Genomic DNA, 19275 nt, shown 5'->3' on the forward strand with positions numbered 1-19275 from the left:
GTAATTCTGACATGTCACACGTTTCTAGCTTGCGCTATGAAACGCTAGGAGTGCTGGAATGCGGATATCGGCGATATGGGGTGCGGTGTTGGTGGCGCTGGCCGGTGTCGGCCTAGCGCGCGCCGATGTGAAGATGAGCGGCTCCTTCGTGGCCGATGCGGCTTGCCCGGCGACGCAGGCAATCAAAAGCGGCAAGAACCCCGGCAATATCGCGACAACGGCTGGACAGAGCTACGACCTCCTGGCCGGCAACAAGGATGCGCCGACGCATTACCTCATCCGCGTGCCGGGCGCCGATCCTGAGCGTCGCTGGGTCAAGATCAGCTGCGGTCATGTCACCGGCGGCAGCGCAGCCGCCCTGCCGGCCGCGCCCGCCGATCAGGGCAAGCCTGCGGCTTCGGGAAAACCCGAATATGTTTTCGCGCTGAGCTGGCAGCCGGCCTTCTGCGAAACCAAGTCGAGCAAGCCCGAATGCCAGGCGCTGACGGCGGGCGGCTTCGACGCGTCGCATTTCACCTTGCATGGTCTGTGGCCGCAACCGAACGGCAATTTCTATTGCCAGGTGCCGGCGAGCGACAAGGCCAATGATAATCCGGCCCATTGGGCCGACCTGCCGCCGGTCAACCTCGATGCCAATACGCGCGCCGAACTCGACCAGGTGATGCCTGGCACCGCCTCCAAGCTCGAACGGCATGAATGGATCAAGCACGGCACCTGCTACGGCAAGAGCCAGCAGGAGTATTTTGCCGAGGCGCTGAATCTGATGCGGGCGGTGAATGCCTCGCCTGTGCGCGAGCTCTTCACCAGGAACGTCGGCAAGCAACTGACTTCGGACCAGATCCGCAGCACCTTCGACAGCGCCTTCGGAGCCGGGGCGGGCGCGCGGGTGCGTGTCTCCTGCCTGGTCGATCCGTCGAGCGGCAGGCGGCTGATCGGCGAGCTGACGCTCGGCCTGACCGGCCCGATCGGCCCCGACAGTTCGCTGGGCACTCTCATGCTCGCCTCGGCGCCGACGACCAAGGCGGGCTGTCCGAAGGGTTCGGTCGATGCGGCCGGGTTCCAATAGGATATCCGTCTGTCGCTTGGCAGTGACGCGGTGATATGGTCTGGCTGTGATTCATTCGGCGGGGGTGGCGATGAGTGGCATGACATCAGGCGGGCTGGCGCGGCTGGCTTTCTGGGCGAGGGGGATGACAGCCATAAAAGACGGCCGCATGGAATGGCCGGGCTTTTCCTATACCGATGCCGAGTGGGCGCGCATGCGCGTGCTTGCCGCGCCGATCGGGGCAGGCCGCTACCAGCTGTTCACTTGGGTCAATGCCGCGATCTTCATCGCCATTGCCGCGCTCGGCATCGTCTGTGTCTTCCTGCCGCTGGCGACACTTTTGTTTCCGGTGCCGGCCGAGACCAGCGCGCTCAAATTCTCGGCTCTGCTGGCCGCGTGTGCCCTCCTCATAATCGGGCTCGGCTTGCCGATCTCCATGCGCCTGTCGAGCGCGTTGGCCATCTCCCGGGAGATGCGCGCCGGTCTTGTCGGCGAAGCCGGTGACGAAGCGCTGGCAGCAAAAGTGTCTTGGCAGATCAACCGCATAATGCTGGTCATGTGCGGCCTGCTGGTGCCCGGCATTCTGTTGTTCATCGCTTATGACATCGACGCCAGTCCGATCATCACCACGCTGAAATGGCTGGCCATCGCGCTGATAGCCGTTTCAGTTGCGGTCGGCGCATTGCATCAACGCAAGCGGAGCTGACAACCTTATCCGCTGACGCCACGTGTGGACAATGTCCAGGCACTGAGGTCTTCGGCATCGTCATGCGCTTCGCCGACGACGCGGTCACGCCCGGTGGATTTGGCCCTGTAGAGACGCTCGTCGGCAAGGGCGAAGAGATCGGCAAGCGAGGCTACGGTCTCGTCGACAGTGGCGATGCCGGCGCTGACGCTGATGTCGAACCGGTTTACGCACGCCTTGACGGCCTGGCGGAGGTTTTCTCCGAGCAACCTGGCGACCGCATGCGGCTGCGAGCAAAGGATGGCGAACTCCTCGCCGCCGATCCTGAAAACCTGATCGTGCGCGCCGGCCGCCTGGGTCAGTACCTGGGCGATCGATCTCAGCACCCTGTCGCCCTCGGCATGGCCGAAGCGATCGTTGATCGACTTGAAATGGTCGACGTCGACGATCAGCAGGCTGAGCGGCTGGGCCGTGCGCAGGCTGACAGCAACCAGACGTTCGCCGTCGCTGTCAAAGCGTCCCCTGTGCAACAGGCCGGTGAGGCCGTCGCGGCCGACATGTTCGACCAGGGCTTCGTAGCGCTCGCGATAGGTCAAGGTGTCGAAGACGTCGGACAACCCACGTGGTGCCACGACCTGACGCGTTTCGAACCATCTGAGGTAGGCGACAAGCATGGCGCTGTAGGCAAAAGCGGCACCCATCTTCGCGAACCAGCCGCCGAAGAAGACCGCGATCGGTGCGCCGGCGACGAAATGCAGGGCGGTGAAAAATCCGGCCTGGTCGAAGGTGAGCACGCAGGCGACGCAAATCAGGATGCGGGAGAACGGCGCCTTGCGCAGATAACGCCCGAGCTTTTCGTAAAGCAGGATGATCAGGATGGCGTCGATGAAGAGCAGCGTCGTGCCCCATACCATCAACCAGCCCATCTGGTCGATGAAGCCGATATCGGGAAGCTTGCCGTCGGAAAGAGCTGAAATATCGTGCAGGCGCAGGATCAGGACCAGCCCGATCATCAAGGCGTTGCCGAGCAGCAGGCCATAGATCGGCTGGCGCACCGTGGCCGCATCTTCCTTCATGTAGAGCAGAAGCAGCATCACCAGCTTGCCGGAGAACAGCACCGCCGAGCCTGGCGAGACCATGCCGAAGGGCAGGGCGACATAGAAGACGCTGGCGAGATAGGTTTCGAGGAAATGCATGGCGCCCAGCGCGCAGACGAAGACGCCGAGGCCGATGCGATCCCTGAAGCGGAACAGCGTGACCATGACGCTGAAGTAGACGACCGCTTCGGCAAGGAGCAGGAAACTGTTCAGCACTACCTTCGGTCCGATCTTTACTTTCGATCGCGACAGGCCAGCGATCAATCCTGTTTTGACGCTGAAGGGTTAACCGGGGATTTCAACGCTCCCTACAACCGGCGGAAAACTTAACGTGCGGTGTACACCCGGCTTGAAATGGCAAAAGCGATTGCCGTTCGGCCCGGCATCGCCTACATAGCGGCCAACCTCCATTCAATCCGACATTTCGGTCAATCATCAAGGAAAGCGCGCGTGGCACGCCAGTTCATCTATCACATGGCCGGCCTCAACAAGGCCTATGGTACCAAGAAGGTGCTTGAGAATGTTCATCTCTCCTTCTATCCCGACGCCAAGATCGGCATCCTCGGCCCCAACGGCTCGGGCAAGTCGACGATCCTCAAGATCATGGCCGGGCTCGACAAGGAGTGGAACGGCGAAGCCTGGCTCGCCGAAGGCGCCACCGTCGGCTATCTCGCGCAGGAGCCGGCGCTCGATGCCAACAAGACGGTGTTCGAGAACATCATGGAAGGTGTCGCCGCCAAGACCGCCATCATCGAGCGCTACAACGAATTGATGATGAATTATTCCGACGAGACAGCTGACGAGTCGGCCAAGCTCCAGGACGAGATGGACCGGCTGAACCTGTGGGATCTCGAACAGCAGGTCGAAATGGCGATGGAAGCTCTGGGCTGCCCGCCCAAGGATTCCGAGGTCACCAAGCTTTCGGGCGGTGAGCGCCGCCGCGTCGCGCTCTGCCAGCTGCTGCTGCGTCAGCCCGACCTCTTGCTGCTCGACGAACCGACCAACCATCTCGACGCCGAAACCACGGCGTGGCTCGAAAAGCATCTGCGCGCCTATCCGGGCGCCGTGATGATCATCACCCACGATCGCTACTTCCTCGACAATGTCACGGGATGGATCCTCGAGCTCGATCGCGGCCGCGGCATTCCCTATGAGGGCAACTACACCAAATACCTCGAAGCCAAGGCCAAGCGCCTCAAGCAGGAAGGTCGCGAGGACGACGCCCGCCAGCGCGCTATCGGCCGCGAGCGCGAGTGGATCCAGTCCAGCCCGAAAGCCCGCCAGACCAAGTCCAAGGCGCGTATCCAGGCGTTCCAGGAGCTGCTGGATGCAGCCGACAAGCGGCGTCCGAGCGATACGCAGATCGTCATTCCGCATGGCGAGCGGCTCGGCAATGTGGTGATCGAGGCGGAAGGCTTGTCGAAGGGCTTTGGCGACACGCTGTTGATCGAGGGTCTGGAATTCAAACTGCCGCCGGGCGGCATCGTTGGCGTTATCGGGCCGAACGGCGCCGGCAAGACGACGCTGTTCCGCATGATCACCGGCCAGGAAACCCCGGATGCCGGCTCTGTCCGCGTCGGCGAGACGGTCAAGCTCGGCTATGTCGATCAGAGCCGCGATGCGCTCGATCCGTCAAAGACGGTGTGGGAGGAGATTTCCGGCGGCGCAGAAGTGGTCAAGCTCGGCAAGTTCGAGGCCAACACGCGCGCCTATTGCGCGTCGTTCAATTTCCGGGGCGGCGACCAGCAGCAGAAGGTCGGCAACCTCTCCGGCGGCCAGCGCAACCGCGTGCATCTGGCAAAAATGCTGAAGACCGGCGGCAATGTGCTGCTGCTCGACGAACCGACCAACGATCTCGACACCGAAACGCTGGCGGCGCTCGAAGACGCGCTGGAAAATTTTGGTGGCTGCGCGGTCATCATCTCGCATGATCGTATGTTCCTCGACCGTCTGGCCACCCACATCCTCGCCTTCGAGGGCGACAGCCATGTCGAATGGTTCGAGGGCAATTTCGAGGACTACGAGCAGGACAAGATCCGTCGTCTCGGCCCCGAAGCCGTCAACCCGCACAGGATGACCTACAAGAGGCTGACGCGGTAAGGGAGCAACCGGGGCGGCGAATTTCTCAACTGATACGAGGAAAGCTTGAATGACCGACTGGTCAGCCGCCCAATATCTGAAATTCGAGGATGAGCGCACGCGGCCCGCGCGCGATCTTGTTGCGCAGGTGCCGGTGGATTTCCCGCGCCGGGTCGTCGACATCGGCTGTGGGCCGGGTAATTCGACCGAGCTGCTGGTCGAGCGCTGGCCGGATGCCGAGGTGAGCGGTTTCGACACCTCGCCCGACATGATCGAGAAGGCGAGGGCGCGCCTGCCCAGCGTCAATTTCGACCTCGCCGATGCCTCGACGTGGCAGCCGGCCGAGCCGGTCAATGTCATCTTCGCCAATGCCGTGTTCCAGTGGCTGCCCACCCATCCGGCTGTGTTTCAGCGGCTGATGGGCTTTCTCGCCCCCGGTGGCGCGCTCGCCGTCCAGATGCCCGACAATCTGCTTGAGCCGTCGCATCAGGTGATGCGCGAGACGGCCGCCGAAATGCCGTTCGCCGCCAAGATGGCAGGTGCTGCGCGCGGACCGCTGCCGGCGGTGTCGTTCTATTATGATCTCTTGTCGCCGCTCTCCGACCGGGTGGATATCTGGCATACAGCCTACAATCATCCGCTGACCGACGCCGAGGCGATCGTCGAATGGGTGAAGTCGACGGGGCTGAAGCCTTTCCTCGATCCGCTGGACGCCGGCGAGCGCAAGACCTTCCTCGACAGCTACACGGCCAAGATCACCGAGGCCTATCCGAAGACCGCAAACGGCAAGGTGCTGCTGCGCTTTCCGCGTATCTTCATCGTCGCCAAGCGGGCCGGCTAGCACTCCCGATGACATCCGGCCACAGCCTATGGTTTAAGCCGGCGTAAACCGGTGGGGTGAGAAAAGTGTTGTGTCGCGCCCCTTCGTCGTTCACATGAGAACGACAACGCCTGCGCATGGACGGACTGGATATGCATCGCGTCATCATCAGCGGCATTGGCGTTGAAATCCCTGAAGCCAAGATCACCAATGAAGAACTGGTCGCCAGCTTCAATGCCTGGGTCGACACCGAGAATGCACGCCGGCAAGGCACGGATGAGACGCTGCTGCAGAAATCCGACAGCGCCTTCATCGTCCATGCCTCGGGCGTCCAGACCCGGCATGTGATCGAGCGCGAAGGCATTCTCGATCCGACCCGCATGGCGCCGCGCATTCCGGCGCGGCCCGACGATGCGCTGTCGCTGCAGGCCGAGTTCGGCGTCGCCGCGGCCCGGAAGGCGCTCGACCATGCCGGCCTGAAGCCGTCCGACATCGACCTGGTGATCTGCTCGGCCTCGCACCAGCAACGGCCCTATCCGGCGATCGCTATCGAAATGCAGGAGGCGCTGGGCACCAAGGGCGCCGGCTTCGACATGGGGCTTGGTTGTTCATCGGCCGCGGCCGCCTTGCACATTGCGGCCAATCTCGTGCGGGCGGGTGCGCACAAGCGCGTGCTGGTGGTCACGCCGGAGATCATCACCGGCCATCTCAATTTCCGCGATCGGCAGACGCATTTCATCTTCGGCGATGCATCGGTGGCGATGGTGGTCGAGGGGCTGGGCGAGGGCGAGAGGCGGCCGGGGCGTTTCGAGGTGCTGGACACGCGCACCTGGACGCAGATGTCGAACAATATCCGCACCAATCTGGGCTATCACACCCGCACCGCCCAGGACGATCCTTACATGATCAACCTCGAAGGCAATCTGATCAAACAGGTCGGCAACAAGGTGTTCAAGGAAGTCACCGTCGCCGGCCACAAATTCATTGTCGAATTCCTCGCCGAGCACGGGCTGACGCCGCAAGCCATCAGGCGCTTCTGGCTGCATCAGGCCAATGCGCGAATGAACGCCATGATCCTGAAACTGGCCTTCGGCCACGAGGTCGACCACGACCGCGCGCCGATGGTGCTGGAGCGGCTCGGCAACACCGCCGGCGCTGGCGCCATCATCGCGCTGTCGGAAAACCACGCCGACATGAAGCCCGGCGATTTCGGCGTGCTGTGCGCCTTCGGCGCCGGCTATTCGATCGGTGGCGCGCTTTTGCGGATGCTGTAATCAGGCCGGCATGAACGGCACCAGCATCGGTACGCTGCGGGCATAGTCATCATAGGCGTTGCCGAGTTCTCCGCGCAGAAAGCGTTCCTCCAGCCTTGCCTTCATGACGATGCCGATGGACGCCATCAGCCGGTTTGATCGAATCATCATCGCTTTCGACTGGACCCGAGCCCACGGCTACGGCTAATGCGACGTCATCCTGCAGAAGGAACGAAGCCATGCTGGACCTCTTCCCGGAGTCTGAGAAGCCGGTCGAAATCATCCCCGCCAGGAAGCTGTCCGCCAAAGTGGCCGCTTTGTACGTCGCACCGTCAGATCACTTCCAGACGCGCCCAGTGGAAGCATTGCAACTCGGTTTCGAAGGCATCGACGGCGACTTCCACGCCGGCGCCACCCGTCGTTCCGGCGGTCGCGAACCCTGGTATCCGCGCGGCACCGAAATCCGCAACGAGCGGCAGATATCAATCGTAGCAGCGGATGAACTCGCCGTCGTTGCCGAGCGGATGGGGCTGGCCGAGATCAAGCCGGAATGGATCGGCGCCAATCTGCTGATCGAAGGCGTGCCGCATCTCTCGATGCTGCCGTCAGGCACGCTGCTGTTCTTTAGAAGTGGCGTGACGATCAAGGTCGATGCGCAGAACGGGCCTTGCCGGCTTGCTGGACGTTCGATCGCCGAAAACGCCGAGATGGCCGATCGGGAGGCCGGCGCGCTGGCCTTCCCGAAGGCGGCGAAACGGCTGCGCGGCCTCGTTGCTTGGGTCGAGAAACCGGGTCGTATGACAACAGGGGAAGAGATCTCGGTGCGCGTGCCCGAGCAGTGGATTTATCGATCCTAGTACCGGGCTAGGGCACGGGCTGCGCCGCCGGGGCGACGCAGCCGGATTTCAAGACGCGCTCAGGCCGCCTTGCGGTTCTTCTTGGCGCCCTGCGCCTCGACGGAAACGTGGTCCCACTTTTCCCACAGCGCGATGCGGTTGGCGTATTCCTGCTTGATCATCGGTAGGCCGCCATCGCCGAAGAAGACGCGCAGCGGCGGCTCGGCCGCGTCGACGATTTCAAGCATCGCCGGTCCGGTGGCCTTGGGGTCGCCGGCGACCGAGTTGGCGCGGCGTTCCGCCATCTTGGCACGGGCCGGCGCGTAAGCCTCGATCGCTTTGGAGACCTTGGCCGAGGCGCCGGACCAATCGGTGGAGAAGCCGCCCGGTTCGACAAGCGTCACATGGATGCCGAATTCGGCGACCTCGATGCTGAGCGACTGGCTGAAGGCTTCGAGCGCCCATTTCGAGGCATGGTAAAGGCCGAGCGAGGCAAAGGCGTTGACGCCGCCGATCGACGAGATCTGCATGATATGGCCGGAGCCCTGCGCCCGCATGATCGGCAAAGCCGCCTGTGTGACCCAGAGCGCGCCGAACACATTGGTTTCGATCTGGTCGCGAGCTTCCTGTTCGCTGACTTCCTCGATGGCGCCGAAATGGCCATAGCCGGCATTGTTGATGACGACGTCGAGCCGGCCAAAGCGCTTGTGCGCCTCGGCGATGGCCGCATCGACAGCCTCCTTGTCGGTGACGTCGAGCTTGATCGCGGCGACATTATCGCCGTATTTCGCGACGAGGTCGGCGAGCGTGCCGGCATCGCGCGCGGTTGCGGCGACACGGTCGCCGCGAGCGAGTGCGGCCTCGGCCCAGACTCGGCCAAAACCTTTCGACGATCCGGTGATGAACCAAACCTTGCTTGTCATGACGTGGAATCCTTGCCCATGCGGGCCGTGAACTGGGAAGCGGAGGCTTCTCCGCTTCCGCGATATACGGTGCGTCGAGCGATTTTCCAGAGGCGAGGGGGAATCTTTTTGGTCACGTCATCGTGTGGAGCAGGACCTTCGCCGGTCAGGGATAGCGCACCGGGCTCGACCAGGCCGGGTCGTCATGCTTTTGCCAGTAGAGCGCCATCAAGCGCTTTGTGATCCCGCCTATCTTGCCGTCGGCGACAGCAGCGCCGTCGATCACTGTCACCGGCATGATGCCGCCGGCGGTGGAAGTGATGAAGACTTCGTCGGCAGCCTTCAGCGCGGCAACGCTGACGTCGACGGCCGTGGTGGGAAGCGCTGCCTCGGCGCAGAGGTCGAAGACGGTGCGCCTGGTGATGCCGGGCAGCACGCCGGCGGCTGGCGTCGACAGCCTGCCGTCCTTGACGCAGAACACGTTGAAGCCGGGGCCTTCGGCGACATTGCCGTTGAAGTCGAGAATCAATGCGGTTTCGGCCCCACGGTCATAAGCGTCGTAGAGGCCGCGCACGAGGTCGAGCCAGTGGTAGTTCTTGATCGCCGGATCGATCGAGACCGGCGGAATGCGCACCTTGTCGCTAATGGCGACATGCAGGCCGCGCCGCAACTGCTCGGCATTGGCGACCGAGCCGAAGGGAACTGCGAAGGCCATGAAGCGGTTGACCGCCTGGCGCGGATCGCGGCTGAAGGTCGGCGAGGCGCCGCGTGTGCACAGCATTTCGACATAGGCGGCGCGATGGCCTGACAGCGCCACGCAATTGTGCAGGATTTCACTCACCCCGTCGCGGTCGAATGGGATCGTCATGCGCAGTTCTTGCAAGCCGGCGAAGAAGCGGTCGAGATGCAGGTCGAGGCGGAAGAAGCTGCCGTCCCAGACATGCACGGTGTCGTAGGTGGCGTCGGAATGCAGAAACCCCCAATCCAGCACCGAGATTTTGGCCTGCGACATCGGCAGATACTGACCATCGAGAAAGGCGATGCCGTCGGGATAGGAATGCGGATCGATATGGCGATCCGACAAAGCCGGCAATGGCACAATGCTACCGGCTGCTGCGCTTCGGTTCATGGCGATTGGTCCTTCGGCTTGATGCGGCAGAGTCAAGCTAGTGGTCCCCTGCAGGCGGCATAGGGCCACCCAACTATCGCTGTTTGTCCTAGGTAGCACATTCGATACGCCCTATGGTCCGGCTTGAAAATATTCGGCCGGGAGGGGCAAAATGGGCAGATCTTTTCGGACCATCAGCTTTGCAATTTTCCTCGTCTTCGTCACTGGCCATGCCTTCGCGCAATGCGCTCGCGAGGGCGAGGCGCTGTGCCAGAACGGCCAGACCTATCGTTGCGAGAAGACGGGCAGCGAGCTGACGCCGATCTTTCAGAACGTGCCTTGCGTGGTCAACGCGGCGGGGCTCAACGGCGTCTGGACCGGCAGCGGTCATCAAAGTCCGGCCGGTGCTGCCGGCGCCGATTGGGCGATCGCAATGACAATCGGCGATGGCGCCGCGTCGATCGACTATCCGTCGCTCGGCTGCGGCGGATCGTTGACCGAGATTTCTCGCGACGACAGTTCGGCGGAATACCGGGAAAACATCAGCTACGGCCAGGACAAGTGCATCGACGGTGGCGGCATCACCGTCCGATTTTTCAAAGGGAACCTGTCCTGGACCTGGGTTGGCCAGGCCGACGGCCAGCCCTACAATGCGGTTGCCGTATTGAAGCGACGGTAGCTGAAGTTATTCCTCTTCGTCCTCTGCATCGAGCAGGCGCGTGGCGCGCCAACGGGTCAGCACCATGTTTGTTTGCTCGATGACGAAGAACCGCGCCGAGTCGCGGTCATAGCCCTCGGCCAGCAGCTTTTCATAGTCGGTATGGCCGTGCCTGATATGGGCGATCGTCGCCAGCCAGACCGCGATGCCCGGCGGCAGCGTCTTCATGTGCACGGCGCCGGCCTCGGTGCGGATTTTCTCCATATCGGCATAGGGCGCCAGGGGCAGCAGTGCGGTCAGCGCCTTGGCGATGGCGCGGCGGCGGCCGGTGGGCGCGCTCATTTTTCGTCACGCCCGGCAATGGTCGCCTCGGGAAAGGCGTCGGTCGAGGCGAAATAGGGCTTGATGTCGATCACCGGGGTGCCGTCGAACACATCGATGGCGTCGATGTCGATGCGGCCGTTGTCGATGTCGACGGCCATCAGCCTGGCGATATGCAGCCCGACTGGGTTCGGCCGGGCAGGGGAGCGCAGCGAGAAAACGCCTTTCGGCTCAGCCGCATGGCGGGGTCTCTGGACAATCAGTGCCCGCGGCGCGTGATGCAGCCATGACAGGAGGACGATGTGGCTGGCCCGCTCCAGCGCAAGCAGGCCGTCGCGATAGGGTGGGTCGATGAGAACGGTGGCCGCCTGTCCTGTCTCGCGGGCGGCGCGCATGTTCTTCGGGCAGCTTTCGCGCGTGGTCCATGGCGAGGCGATGCGGCCGATAAACACGATATGGCCATCCGCCGGCATGTCAGCCGGGTCAGTCTGCAGGAGCTTTTCGCCGTCGCGCTTCTCGAACATGGCTTTCGCCCTAGCACAAGTTTCCAGCTGATCGTCAGGGAAAACCGGTTCTCTCAGGCGGGGATCATGTGTGCGGCATTTTCTTGTCAGGAAGCGACATAGGCCTTGCCATGTCGTCAAAGCTGACATAAACATATGTTTATATCTTTTTCAACGAGAACGCGCCGATGCATGTTTCGCTCGATACGATGGTTGATACGTTGAAGGCTGCGGCCGAATCGAGCCGGCTCCGCATCCTGGCGCTGCTGTCGCGCGGCGATCTCACCGTGTCCGACCTCACCGAGATCCTCAGCCAGTCGCAACCGCGGGTGTCGCGGCATTTGAAGTTGCTGCTGGAGGCCGGGTTGATCGGCCGCTACCAGGAGGGCTCGTGGGCCTTCTTCCGGCTGTCGGATACGGATTCCGCGCGCGACTTCGTCATGGGGCTGGTCTCTGGCATTCGCGGCGCCGATCCACAGGTCGAGCGCGATCTCGAGCGGTTGGCATCGGTCAAGCGCAAGCGCCAGGACCGTGCCGCCGAGTATTTCTCCGAGAACGCCGCCAGTTGGGATCACATCCGCTCGCTGCATGTGCCGGACCGCGCGGTGGAAGCCGCACTCCTCAAGCTGGTCGGCAAGCGGCCATTCCAGTCGATGCTAGACCTCGGCACCGGTACCGGGCGGCTGCTGGAGATATTTTCGCCGCTCTACCGGCGCGGTGTCGGCATCGACATGTCGCGCGAAATGCTGACGGTGGCGCGGGCCAATCTCGACAAGGCAGGCATCGCCAATGCCCAGGTCCGCCAAGGCGACATTTTCGCGCCGCCGGTCGAGCGCGACGCCTTCGACCTCGTCACCATCCATCAGGTGCTGCACTATCTGGACGATCCCGCCCGCGCCATCCGCGAGGCGGCAAGGCTGCTGCGCCCGTCGGGCCGGCTGGTGATCGTCGATTTCGCGCCGCATGCACTGGAATTCCTGCGCGACCAGCATGCGCATGTCAGGCTGGGCTTTTCCGACCGCCAGATCTCCGAATGGTTTGCCGATGCCGGGCTCGATCTCGAGGGTGCCCAGGAATTCGAGCCGCGCGGCGGCAACGAAGCCAGGCTCACCGTCAAGCTGTGGCTCGGCCGCGACCGCCGCATGCTGATCGCCGAGCCTTCAAATGACACCCAACCCACCAAAGCGTACCCTATGGGGGAAATCGCCTGATGAACCAGTTCCGCTTTTCCCGCCGTCCCGACATTGGCGACAAGGTCCGCGTCTCCTTCGAGTTCTTCCCGCCGAAGACCGACGAGATGGAAGCCAGGCTCTGGGACACCGTCACCAGGCTGGAGCCGCTGAAGCCGAGATTCGTCTCGGTGACCTATGGCGCCGGCGGCTCGACGCGGGAGCGCACGGCGCGCACGGTCAAGCGCATCCTGAACGAGACGGCGCTGACGCCGGCGGCGCACATGACCTGCGTCGACGCCGCCCGCCATGAGGTCGATGCCGTGGTCCGCGAATTCGCCGATATGGGCGTGAAGCGCTTCGTTGCGTTGCGCGGCGATCCGGCGGCCGGTGTCGGCACCGCCTACCGGCCCCACCCCGATGGCTATGCCAATGGCGCCGAACTGGTTGGGGCATTGAAAGACGCCGGCGATTTCGACATCTCGGTCTCGGCCTACCCGGAAAAGCATCCGGAAAGCCCGGACTTTGCCACCGACTTCGACATGCTGAAGCGCAAGGCCGACAATGGCGCGACGCGGGCGATCACCCAGTTCTTCTTCGACAACGATCTCTACGAGCGTTACGTCGAGAAGGCGCGCCGCGCCGGCATCTACATCCCGATCGTGCCCGGCATCCTGCCGGTGCACAATTTCACCCAGGTCGCCAATTTCTCGGCACGCTGCGGCGCGCTGGTGCCGGCATGGCTGGCCGAGCGTTTCGAAGGGCTGCACAACGATCCGCAGACGCATGCGCTCGTGGCGTCTGCCGTGGCGGCCGAGCAGGTGCTCGATCTCGTCGAGCGCGGCGTCAGCGACTTCCATTTCTACACCATGAACCGGGCCGACCTGGTGTTTGCCATCTGCCATATGATCGGCATCCGCTCCCACGAAACAGAGGCAGCTGGATCCGCCGCCGCCTGAGCTTCATCGTGGTATGAAATCTGAAATGCAAAAGGCCGGGTGTTTCGCCCGGCCTTTCGAATTTGTGGGCTATTGCTGCTGTTCTTCCGCTCCGGCGGTTACGGAAGAACACCTATGATAAGGGCGCCAATGAAGGCAAATGCAGCACAGATCATCAATGCGTTGATTGGCCTCGTAAGTCCCATGTCATAGTCTCCTCTTCAAGAGCTATGGGTGGAGTCTAGGGGCATTTGTGCCACAGGCAAGCGGAAAATATGCTGCAATGCGACGCGATTGTGGAATTTGCGACCTGCCACCTGTCGTTAAGCGTTGAAACTCTTCGGCAAAAGCCGCTGGCAGCCTGTGAATAAATTGTGACGCGGCCGTGGCGAAAGCGAGGCATGGCAGCGCTACCAGACCTAAAGCGCGTCGTTGTCCCAAAACCGCTGCGCACTTTTGGTCGACAGGCATTAGCGCCGACCAAACAACCGCCCGTCGATCGTCAACAGGCCAAGCGCGATCAGTGCCATGCCGCAGAACTCGAACAGAGCGAGCCGCTCGCCGAGGAACAGGAGGCCGAGCAGGATGGCGCTGGCCGGGACGATGAGCGTGACCAGCGAGGCGTTGGTGGCGCCGGCCGAGGCGACGAGGTTGAAATAGAGGATGTAGGCGAAGGCGGTGGAGAGCAGCGCCAGCGCCAGCACCGCCGTCCAGACCGGCGGCGAGGCCGAGAACAGGCCGGCCGGGCCATAGGTGAGCAGCACCACCGGGATCATGATGATGGTCGACGCCGTCAATTGTCCGGTGGCGATGACCGGCGAGGGCACGCCCTTGAAGCGGCGGGCAATCATCAGCGCGACGGCGTACGACAGCGAGGCGCCGATCAGCGCGAATTTCGCCCAGACCGGGCCGCCGAGCCCGGCCAGCAGGCCGGGGCCGATCATGACAGCGGTGCCGGCGATGCCGAGCCCGATGCCGGCAAGCTTGTTCCAGGAGAGCTTTTCGTCCGCTGTCAGCGCGTTGGCGAGGATCAGCGTCCAGAACGGCGTCGTCGCATTGAGCACCGAGGCGACGCCGGCGCCAAGCGCGGTCTGGCCGGCAAAGATCAGCGAGAACGGGACGACATTGTTGGCGAGCGCCAAAAGGAAAAACAGGCCGGCATGCGGGAAGGCGAGGCGGAAGGACGGACCGCGAATGCCGAGATAGAGCTGCAGTGCAATGGCCGCAATGGCAACGCGAAACAGCACCAGCACCAGCGGGTGCATTTCGGCAACGGCGATGCGGGCAAAGAAGAACGAGCCGCCCCAGATGGCGCCGAGCAGCAGAAGCTGTCCCCAGTCCCTCAGCGTCATCGGTCCGCGCTGCACGGCTGTCGTGGCTATTGCCATCGTGAACGTCCTTCCCCGCGGCATCAATGCCAGCCACTCAGGCAGAAGGCATATCGGGTCCGGCGACAAGAGCCACCCGAAACCTGATTGCTGGCAACAGTGCTGCCAGAGGGTGCGCCGCTGGGTCAGTGCCCGCCAGACACAGAATTGTTTTCTTTGGCCGCTAGCTTGGATTAATTGTGCGCAGCCGAGAAGTCAGGGGATTCGTCCATGCAGCGATTCGAGAATGCCCGCGAGGCGGCGCTGGCGCTTCGGCCGGACGATCCGGTCTACTGCTTTCGCCCGCAGGTGCTGAAGGCGGATGCCAAACAGTTCATGGGCATGTTTCCCGGCAAGACAGCCTACGCAGTCAAGACCAATGGCGAGCAGATCGTGCTGAAGGCGCTGGTCGAAGCCGGCGTCACCGCCTTCGATGTGGCCTCGCCCGGCGAGTTCGCGGCAGTGCGCGCCGTCTCACCCGACGCCGAGATGCTCTACATGCATCCGGTCAAGGCGCAGTCGGACATCAAGCTTGCGCTGGAAAAATACGCCATCCGCGTCATTTCGCTCGACCATGAGGACGAGATCACCAAGCTGACGCGGGTGGTGCGGGCGCTTGACATCGATCCGGGCTCCATCAGCGTGTTCGTGCGAATCCAGACCAAGGGTTCGGCGGCCTATGAACTGTCGAAGAAATTCGGCGCCGGGCCGGCCTATGCGGTGGAACTCGCCGAGCGGCTCAACCGCACCGGCTACAAGGTCGGCCTGTGCTTCCATGTCGGCAGCCAGATCGAGGATCCCGACACCTATGAACGGGCGCTGGCCTCCGCCGATTGGGTGCGCAACCGGCTGACCTTCGACATTGCGGGGCTCGATGTCGGCGGCGGCTTTCCCGCCGAGTACGGCCATGACCCCAATCGCAAGCAGATCGAGATGCCGTCGCTCGGCCAGATCATGTCGCGGCTGTCGGGCGACCTCAGGGAATACCAGTTCGACCAGATCCCGTTGGTGGCCGAGCCCGGCCGGGTGATCGTGGCGCGCTGCCTCTCGCTGATCGTGCGGGTGCTGCTGCGCAAGGGCAAGCGGCTCTACATCAATGACGGCATCTGGGCGTCGCTGTCGGATTCTTGGACCGGCAAGATCACACTGCCGGCCCGCTTCATCCCCGATCCGGCGATCCGCTCGCGCAATGGCGAGGAGAAGAACATCGTGCCGTTCAAGGTCTGCGGCGCGACCTGCGATTCCGTCGACATCCTGTCGCGGCCGTTCTGGCTGCCGGAAACCGTCGACACCGGCGACTGGATCGAGATCGGCCATATCGGTGCCTATTCGCTGTCGCTGAGAACCCGCTTCAACGGCTTTTATCCCGATACCTTCGTCGAGGTGACGACACCCTTCGATGAAGGCGATGCGCCGCAGGGATTCGCCAGCCTGGAGACAATGGCGGATTAGGCGACGCCTCCACCGGCCTGGATATTCTCGCCGGTCAGCCAGCGGGCCTCGTCGCTGGCCAGGAAGACCGCGACATCGGCAACGTCGCGGGGCGCGCCGATCCTGCCAAATGGAGACATGCCGGCCGCCACGGCGCGATCGCGCTCGGGAAGCAGGTCCGTGTCGGTGAAGCCAGGCGACAGCGCATTCACGGTGATGCCGCGCGGTCCGAGTTCACGCGAGAGCACACGGACGAATTGTTCGACGGCGCCCTTGCTGCCGAGATAGAGCGCCGTTTGCGTGAAGAACATCTTGGTGCCGCCGGTGGAGACCGCGATGATGCGGCCACCGTTTCGCACACGGCGCGCTGCTTCCTGAAGCACGAAGAAGGTGCCCTTGGCATTGGTGCCGAAGACATGGTCGAAATCGGCTTCGGTTGCCTCCGTCAGAGGCTTGATGACGGCGACGCCGACATTGGCAACCACGATGTCGATCGCGCCGAACTCACTCTCAGCCTCGTCAAACAGGCGATGAATATCCGAGACGCTTGATATGTCGGCCTGGACGGCGATCGCCTTTCCTCTCCTGCCGGCGATGGCGGCCACGACCTCGTCAGCGGCTTCGTGGTTGCCGACATAGTTGACGACGACGGCAGCGCCCTTGGAGGCGAGTCCTTCGGCGATGGCTCGCCCAATGCCGCGCGAACTGCCGGTGACGAGTGCGGTTTTGCCTTGCAAGGACTTGGGCATGATACGTTTCCTTCAATCATTCAGGCCCGTGCCGGTTTCATCTGACGGGTCCGCTAGTCGAGAAATAGGGCCATGCAACTGATCAGATAATGGCCTATTATCTGACTAGCTTGTTAATCTAGGGATACACAATGCGCGGTTCTGAATTCGCCGAGCTCAAGGCATTCGCCGCAATCGTGGAAGAGCGTAGTTTCGTCCGCGCCGCCGCCCGGCTGCGTGTTTCCCCGCCGGCGCTCAGCCAGTCGATTCGGCAACTGGAGGCTCGCATCGGCATCAGGTTGCTGAATCGCACGACGCGTAGTGTTTCACCCACTGGTGCCGGCGAGACGCTGTTTGCGCGCCTTGCCGTTGCGTTCGAAGAGCTGGAGGGCGCCGTAGCGGACATTCAAGCCGCGCGTGATCGGCCGGCGGGTTCGCTACGAATAAACGTGCCGCGTGTTGCCGCGGTGCGGTTCATCGGCCCGATCCTTGGCGACTTCCAACGCGCCTATCCTGATATCGCGCTGACCGTCATCGTCGACGATACGCTGACCGACATTGTTCGAGGACGGTTCGATGCCGGAATCAGGCTTGGCGAGCGGCTGGAGAAGGACATGGTGGCAGTGAAACTGAGCGGGGATTTGCAGATGGCGGCGGTGGCCGCTCCCGTCTATCTCGAAAATCGGGCCATACCGCGCCATCCGCAGGAGTTGCATCAGCACCAATGCATAACATTCCAGTGGCCTGGTGGCGGCAACCTCTATCGATGGGAGTTCGCGCGCGGCAAACGGTCTCTGGAAATCGCCGTCGAGGGCAGCCTGACTGTTAACGACACCGAGCTGATGCTGAACGCGGCGCTGGGTGGAGCAGGCGTTGCCTACATGATCGACTATCAGGTCCAGTCCTGGATCAATGCGGGCAGGCTGATGAGATTTCTAGAGCCCTGGTCGCCCAGCTTTCCAGGCTTCTTCCTGTATCACCCGAGTTCGAGGCACGTCCCCCCGGCTTTGCGGGCATTTATCGACTTCGTCCGGGCAAGGAGTAGGGAATAAGGAACCCAGCTTGGGCAGATTCTACTCACAGTTTCCCCAAAAGCTCCGGCGTCGGCCAGCCGTCGACCGGCATGCCGAGCCGCATCTGTTCCTTGCGGATGGCTTCGCGGGTGTTGGTGCCCAGAATGCCGTCGACGGTGCCGACGTCATAGCCCCTGGCTTCGAGCTTGGTCTGCAATTCCTTCATCTGGTCGCCATTGAGCCCGGTTTCGGGATTGCGCGGGTCGAACTGCTTTGCCCCGGCCAGCCGGCTGGCGAAGTTGGCGGCGGTCAGCGCGTAGGTGAAGGACTGGTTCCATTCGAGATAGACGTCGAAATTGTCGTAGGCGAGGAAGGCCGGACCTTTGCGGCCCATCGGCAGCGCCAGGCCGGCCTTCAGGCCATTGTCGATCAGCGGCGTGCCATCGGGATTGGTGACGCCCCACGCGGCCCATTGAGACAGCGGCAGCTTGTTGGTGCGGCCGGTCTGCTCCCAGGGCATGTCCTCGGGCACGCGCACTTCCTCGATCCACGGCTGGTCGCGTTTCCAGCCGCGCGACAGCACCTTGTTGGCCGTGGTCATGATCACGTCGGGTACGCTGCGCCTGAGGTCGACGATGCCGTCGCCGTCGCCGTCGACGCCGCGCGCGAGATAGTCGGAAGGCAGGATCTGCGTCTGGCCGATCTCGCCGGCCCAGGCGCCGGTGACGTCGGCCGGAACGACGCCGCGATCGATCAGCGTCAACAGCGGCAGCAGTTGCGGCCGAAACAGCTGCGGGCGGCGGCAGTCATGCGACAGCGTCACCAAGGCGCTCAGCGTGTGGAAATCGCCCTGTACGGCGCCGAAATCGGTCTCCAGCCCCCAGAAGGCGGTGATGATCGGCGCCTGGACACCGAACTGCTGGTCGGCGCGCGCAAAGATTTCGGCGTATTTCTTCAGATTGGCCGCGCCCTGCTTCAGCCGGTAGGCCGAGATCATGCGGTTGGAGAACTGAATGAAGGTCTGGGCGAAGACGCCCTGGGCGCGGTCACGCGCGAGCACCTTGTCGTCGATGGTGGCGGCCTCCAGCGCGTTAAGGCCGACAGCGCCGACACCGGCTGCCTTGGCTTCCGCCGCCACGCCTTGCTTCCAGGTTTCGAAGTCGCCGCCGCATTCCTGCGCCGCCGCCGGCATCGCCGTAGCGCCGAGCAGCAGGGCCGCGAGCAGCCCGGAGCGCAGGCGGCTCTTCGACTGTTTCCGGCGTAAATATCCCAGTGGCTGCAGGTAGGTGCGCATGGGACGTCGAAAAGCAGGCGGTAGAGCC

General features: G+C 63.1%; 20 protein-coding genes. 11 read left to right on the forward strand and 9 right to left on the reverse strand.

Features of this window, described 5'->3' with window-relative positions:
- Nucleotides 1-58: 58 nt before the first annotated feature.
- Together NKL04_RS03725 and NKL04_RS03730 are read left to right on the forward strand one after the other, a co-directional pair.
- On the forward strand, nt 59-1066 hold the full coding sequence (locus tag NKL04_RS03725) for a ribonuclease T2 family protein (protein ID WP_023699625.1): 1008 nt from the start codon (nt 59-61) through the stop codon (nt 1064-1066).
- Nucleotides 1067-1190: 124 nt separating this feature from the next.
- The gene (locus tag NKL04_RS03730; RefSeq protein ID WP_023699624.1) at nt 1191-1751 is read left to right on the forward strand and encodes a hypothetical protein; all 561 of its coding nucleotides are present in this window, start codon (nt 1191-1193) and stop codon (nt 1749-1751) included.
- A 5-nt stretch (nt 1752-1756) separates the two neighbouring features.
- Here the strand turns inward: NKL04_RS03730 and NKL04_RS03735 are convergent, their stop codons facing one another.
- Nucleotides 1757-3043, reverse strand: coding sequence for a GGDEF domain-containing protein (locus NKL04_RS03735; RefSeq protein ID WP_023699623.1), 1287 nt, complete (start codon nt 3041-3043; stop codon nt 1757-1759).
- 234 nt (nt 3044-3277) lie between these two features.
- Between NKL04_RS03735 and ettA the strand changes: the two genes are divergently transcribed.
- The 3 genes from ettA (at nt 3278) to NKL04_RS03750 (ending at nt 7000) form a co-directional block, all read left to right on the forward strand.
- Nucleotides 3278-4927 (forward strand): energy-dependent translational throttle protein EttA, encoded by a 1650-nt coding sequence (gene ettA, locus NKL04_RS03740; protein WP_023682166.1) that lies wholly within the window; start codon nt 3278-3280, stop codon nt 4925-4927.
- 49 nt (nt 4928-4976) lie between these two features.
- Complete coding sequence (gene tam, locus NKL04_RS03745) at nt 4977-5747, forward strand: trans-aconitate 2-methyltransferase (RefSeq protein WP_023682165.1); 771 nt, start codon at nt 4977-4979, stop codon at nt 5745-5747.
- 131 nt (nt 5748-5878) lie between these two features.
- The gene (locus NKL04_RS03750) at nt 5879-7000 is read left to right on the forward strand and encodes a beta-ketoacyl-ACP synthase III (RefSeq protein ID WP_023668239.1); all 1122 of its coding nucleotides are present in this window, start codon (nt 5879-5881) and stop codon (nt 6998-7000) included.
- Here the strand turns inward: NKL04_RS03750 and NKL04_RS03755 are convergent, their stop codons facing one another.
- A complete protein-coding gene (locus NKL04_RS03755; RefSeq protein WP_245260485.1) occupies nt 7001-7150 on the reverse strand; it encodes a hypothetical protein in 150 nt (49 codons plus the stop codon). It lies immediately after the preceding gene.
- A gap of 68 nt (nt 7151-7218) precedes the next feature.
- On the opposite strand from NKL04_RS03755, the gene NKL04_RS03760 reads away from it, so the two are divergent.
- On the forward strand, nt 7219-7836 hold the full coding sequence (locus tag NKL04_RS03760; RefSeq protein ID WP_023699622.1) for an MOSC domain-containing protein: 618 nt from the start codon (nt 7219-7221) through the stop codon (nt 7834-7836).
- Between the two features lie 59 nt (nt 7837-7895).
- On the opposite strand, the gene NKL04_RS03765 is transcribed toward NKL04_RS03760, so the two are convergent.
- A complete protein-coding gene (locus NKL04_RS03765; protein ID WP_023699621.1) occupies nt 7896-8738 on the reverse strand; it encodes an SDR family oxidoreductase in 843 nt (280 codons plus the stop codon).
- Nucleotides 8739-8883: 145 nt separating this feature from the next.
- Nucleotides 8884-9846: a D-amino acid aminotransferase gene (locus NKL04_RS03770; protein ID WP_023699620.1), complete on the reverse strand. Its 963-nt coding sequence runs from the start codon at nt 9844-9846 to the stop codon at nt 8884-8886.
- A 151-nt stretch (nt 9847-9997) separates the two neighbouring features.
- On the opposite strand from NKL04_RS03770, the gene NKL04_RS03775 reads away from it, so the two are divergent.
- The gene (locus NKL04_RS03775; RefSeq protein ID WP_023699619.1) at nt 9998-10504 is read left to right on the forward strand and encodes a hypothetical protein; all 507 of its coding nucleotides are present in this window, start codon (nt 9998-10000) and stop codon (nt 10502-10504) included.
- Nucleotides 10505-10510: 6 nt separating this feature from the next.
- On the opposite strand, the gene NKL04_RS03780 is transcribed toward NKL04_RS03775, so the two are convergent.
- Both NKL04_RS03780 and tsaA read right to left on the reverse strand, forming a co-directional pair.
- The gene (locus NKL04_RS03780) at nt 10511-10825 is read right to left on the reverse strand and encodes a DUF2293 domain-containing protein (protein WP_023668245.1); all 315 of its coding nucleotides are present in this window, start codon (nt 10823-10825) and stop codon (nt 10511-10513) included.
- Nucleotides 10822-11328 carry a tRNA (N6-threonylcarbamoyladenosine(37)-N6)-methyltransferase TrmO gene (tsaA, locus tag NKL04_RS03785; RefSeq protein ID WP_023699618.1) on the reverse strand — a complete coding sequence of 169 codons (507 nt, stop codon included), beginning with the start codon at nt 11326-11328 and terminating at the stop codon, nt 10822-10824. The genes NKL04_RS03780 and tsaA overlap by 4 nt, the downstream gene beginning before the upstream one ends.
- A gap of 167 nt (nt 11329-11495) precedes the next feature.
- On the opposite strand from tsaA, the gene NKL04_RS03790 reads away from it, so the two are divergent.
- Together NKL04_RS03790 and metF are read left to right on the forward strand one after the other, a co-directional pair.
- On the forward strand, nt 11496-12518 hold the full coding sequence (locus NKL04_RS03790) for an ArsR/SmtB family transcription factor (RefSeq protein WP_023699617.1): 1023 nt from the start codon (nt 11496-11498) through the stop codon (nt 12516-12518).
- Complete coding sequence (gene metF / locus NKL04_RS03795) at nt 12518-13435, forward strand: methylenetetrahydrofolate reductase [NAD(P)H] (RefSeq protein ID WP_023690856.1); 918 nt, start codon at nt 12518-12520, stop codon at nt 13433-13435. The genes NKL04_RS03790 and metF overlap by 1 nt, the downstream gene beginning before the upstream one ends.
- Nucleotides 13436-13884: 449 nt before the next feature.
- Here the strand turns inward: metF and NKL04_RS03800 are convergent, their stop codons facing one another.
- A complete protein-coding gene (locus NKL04_RS03800) occupies nt 13885-14802 on the reverse strand; it encodes a DMT family transporter (RefSeq protein WP_023699616.1) in 918 nt (305 codons plus the stop codon).
- Between the two features lie 210 nt (nt 14803-15012).
- Here NKL04_RS03800 and NKL04_RS03805 point away from each other — a divergent pair, with 210 nt between their 5' ends.
- Nucleotides 15013-16233, forward strand: a complete 1221-nt coding sequence (locus tag NKL04_RS03805) for an alanine racemase (RefSeq protein WP_023668250.1) — start codon at nt 15013-15015, stop codon at nt 16231-16233.
- On the opposite strand, the gene NKL04_RS03810 is transcribed toward NKL04_RS03805, so the two are convergent.
- The gene (locus NKL04_RS03810) at nt 16230-16961 is read right to left on the reverse strand and encodes an SDR family oxidoreductase (protein WP_023682154.1); all 732 of its coding nucleotides are present in this window, start codon (nt 16959-16961) and stop codon (nt 16230-16232) included. The two genes, NKL04_RS03805 and NKL04_RS03810, sit on opposite strands and share 4 nt — an antisense overlap.
- Before the next feature lie 131 nt (nt 16962-17092).
- Here NKL04_RS03810 and NKL04_RS03815 point away from each other — a divergent pair, with 131 nt between their 5' ends.
- Nucleotides 17093-17992 carry a LysR family transcriptional regulator gene (locus NKL04_RS03815; RefSeq protein WP_023682153.1) on the forward strand — a complete coding sequence of 300 codons (900 nt, stop codon included), beginning with the start codon at nt 17093-17095 and terminating at the stop codon, nt 17990-17992.
- A gap of 25 nt (nt 17993-18017) precedes the next feature.
- Here NKL04_RS03815 and NKL04_RS03820 read toward each other — a convergent pair whose 3' ends face one another.
- On the reverse strand, nt 18018-19247 hold the full coding sequence (locus tag NKL04_RS03820; RefSeq protein ID WP_023682152.1) for a lytic murein transglycosylase: 1230 nt from the start codon (nt 19245-19247) through the stop codon (nt 18018-18020).
- Between the last annotated feature and the right edge of the window lie 28 nt (nt 19248-19275).

The sequence above is a fragment of the Mesorhizobium sp. C264A genome (genome assembly GCF_040324515.1).
In the GTDB taxonomy this organism is placed as follows: domain Bacteria; phylum Pseudomonadota; class Alphaproteobacteria; order Rhizobiales; family Rhizobiaceae; genus Mesorhizobium.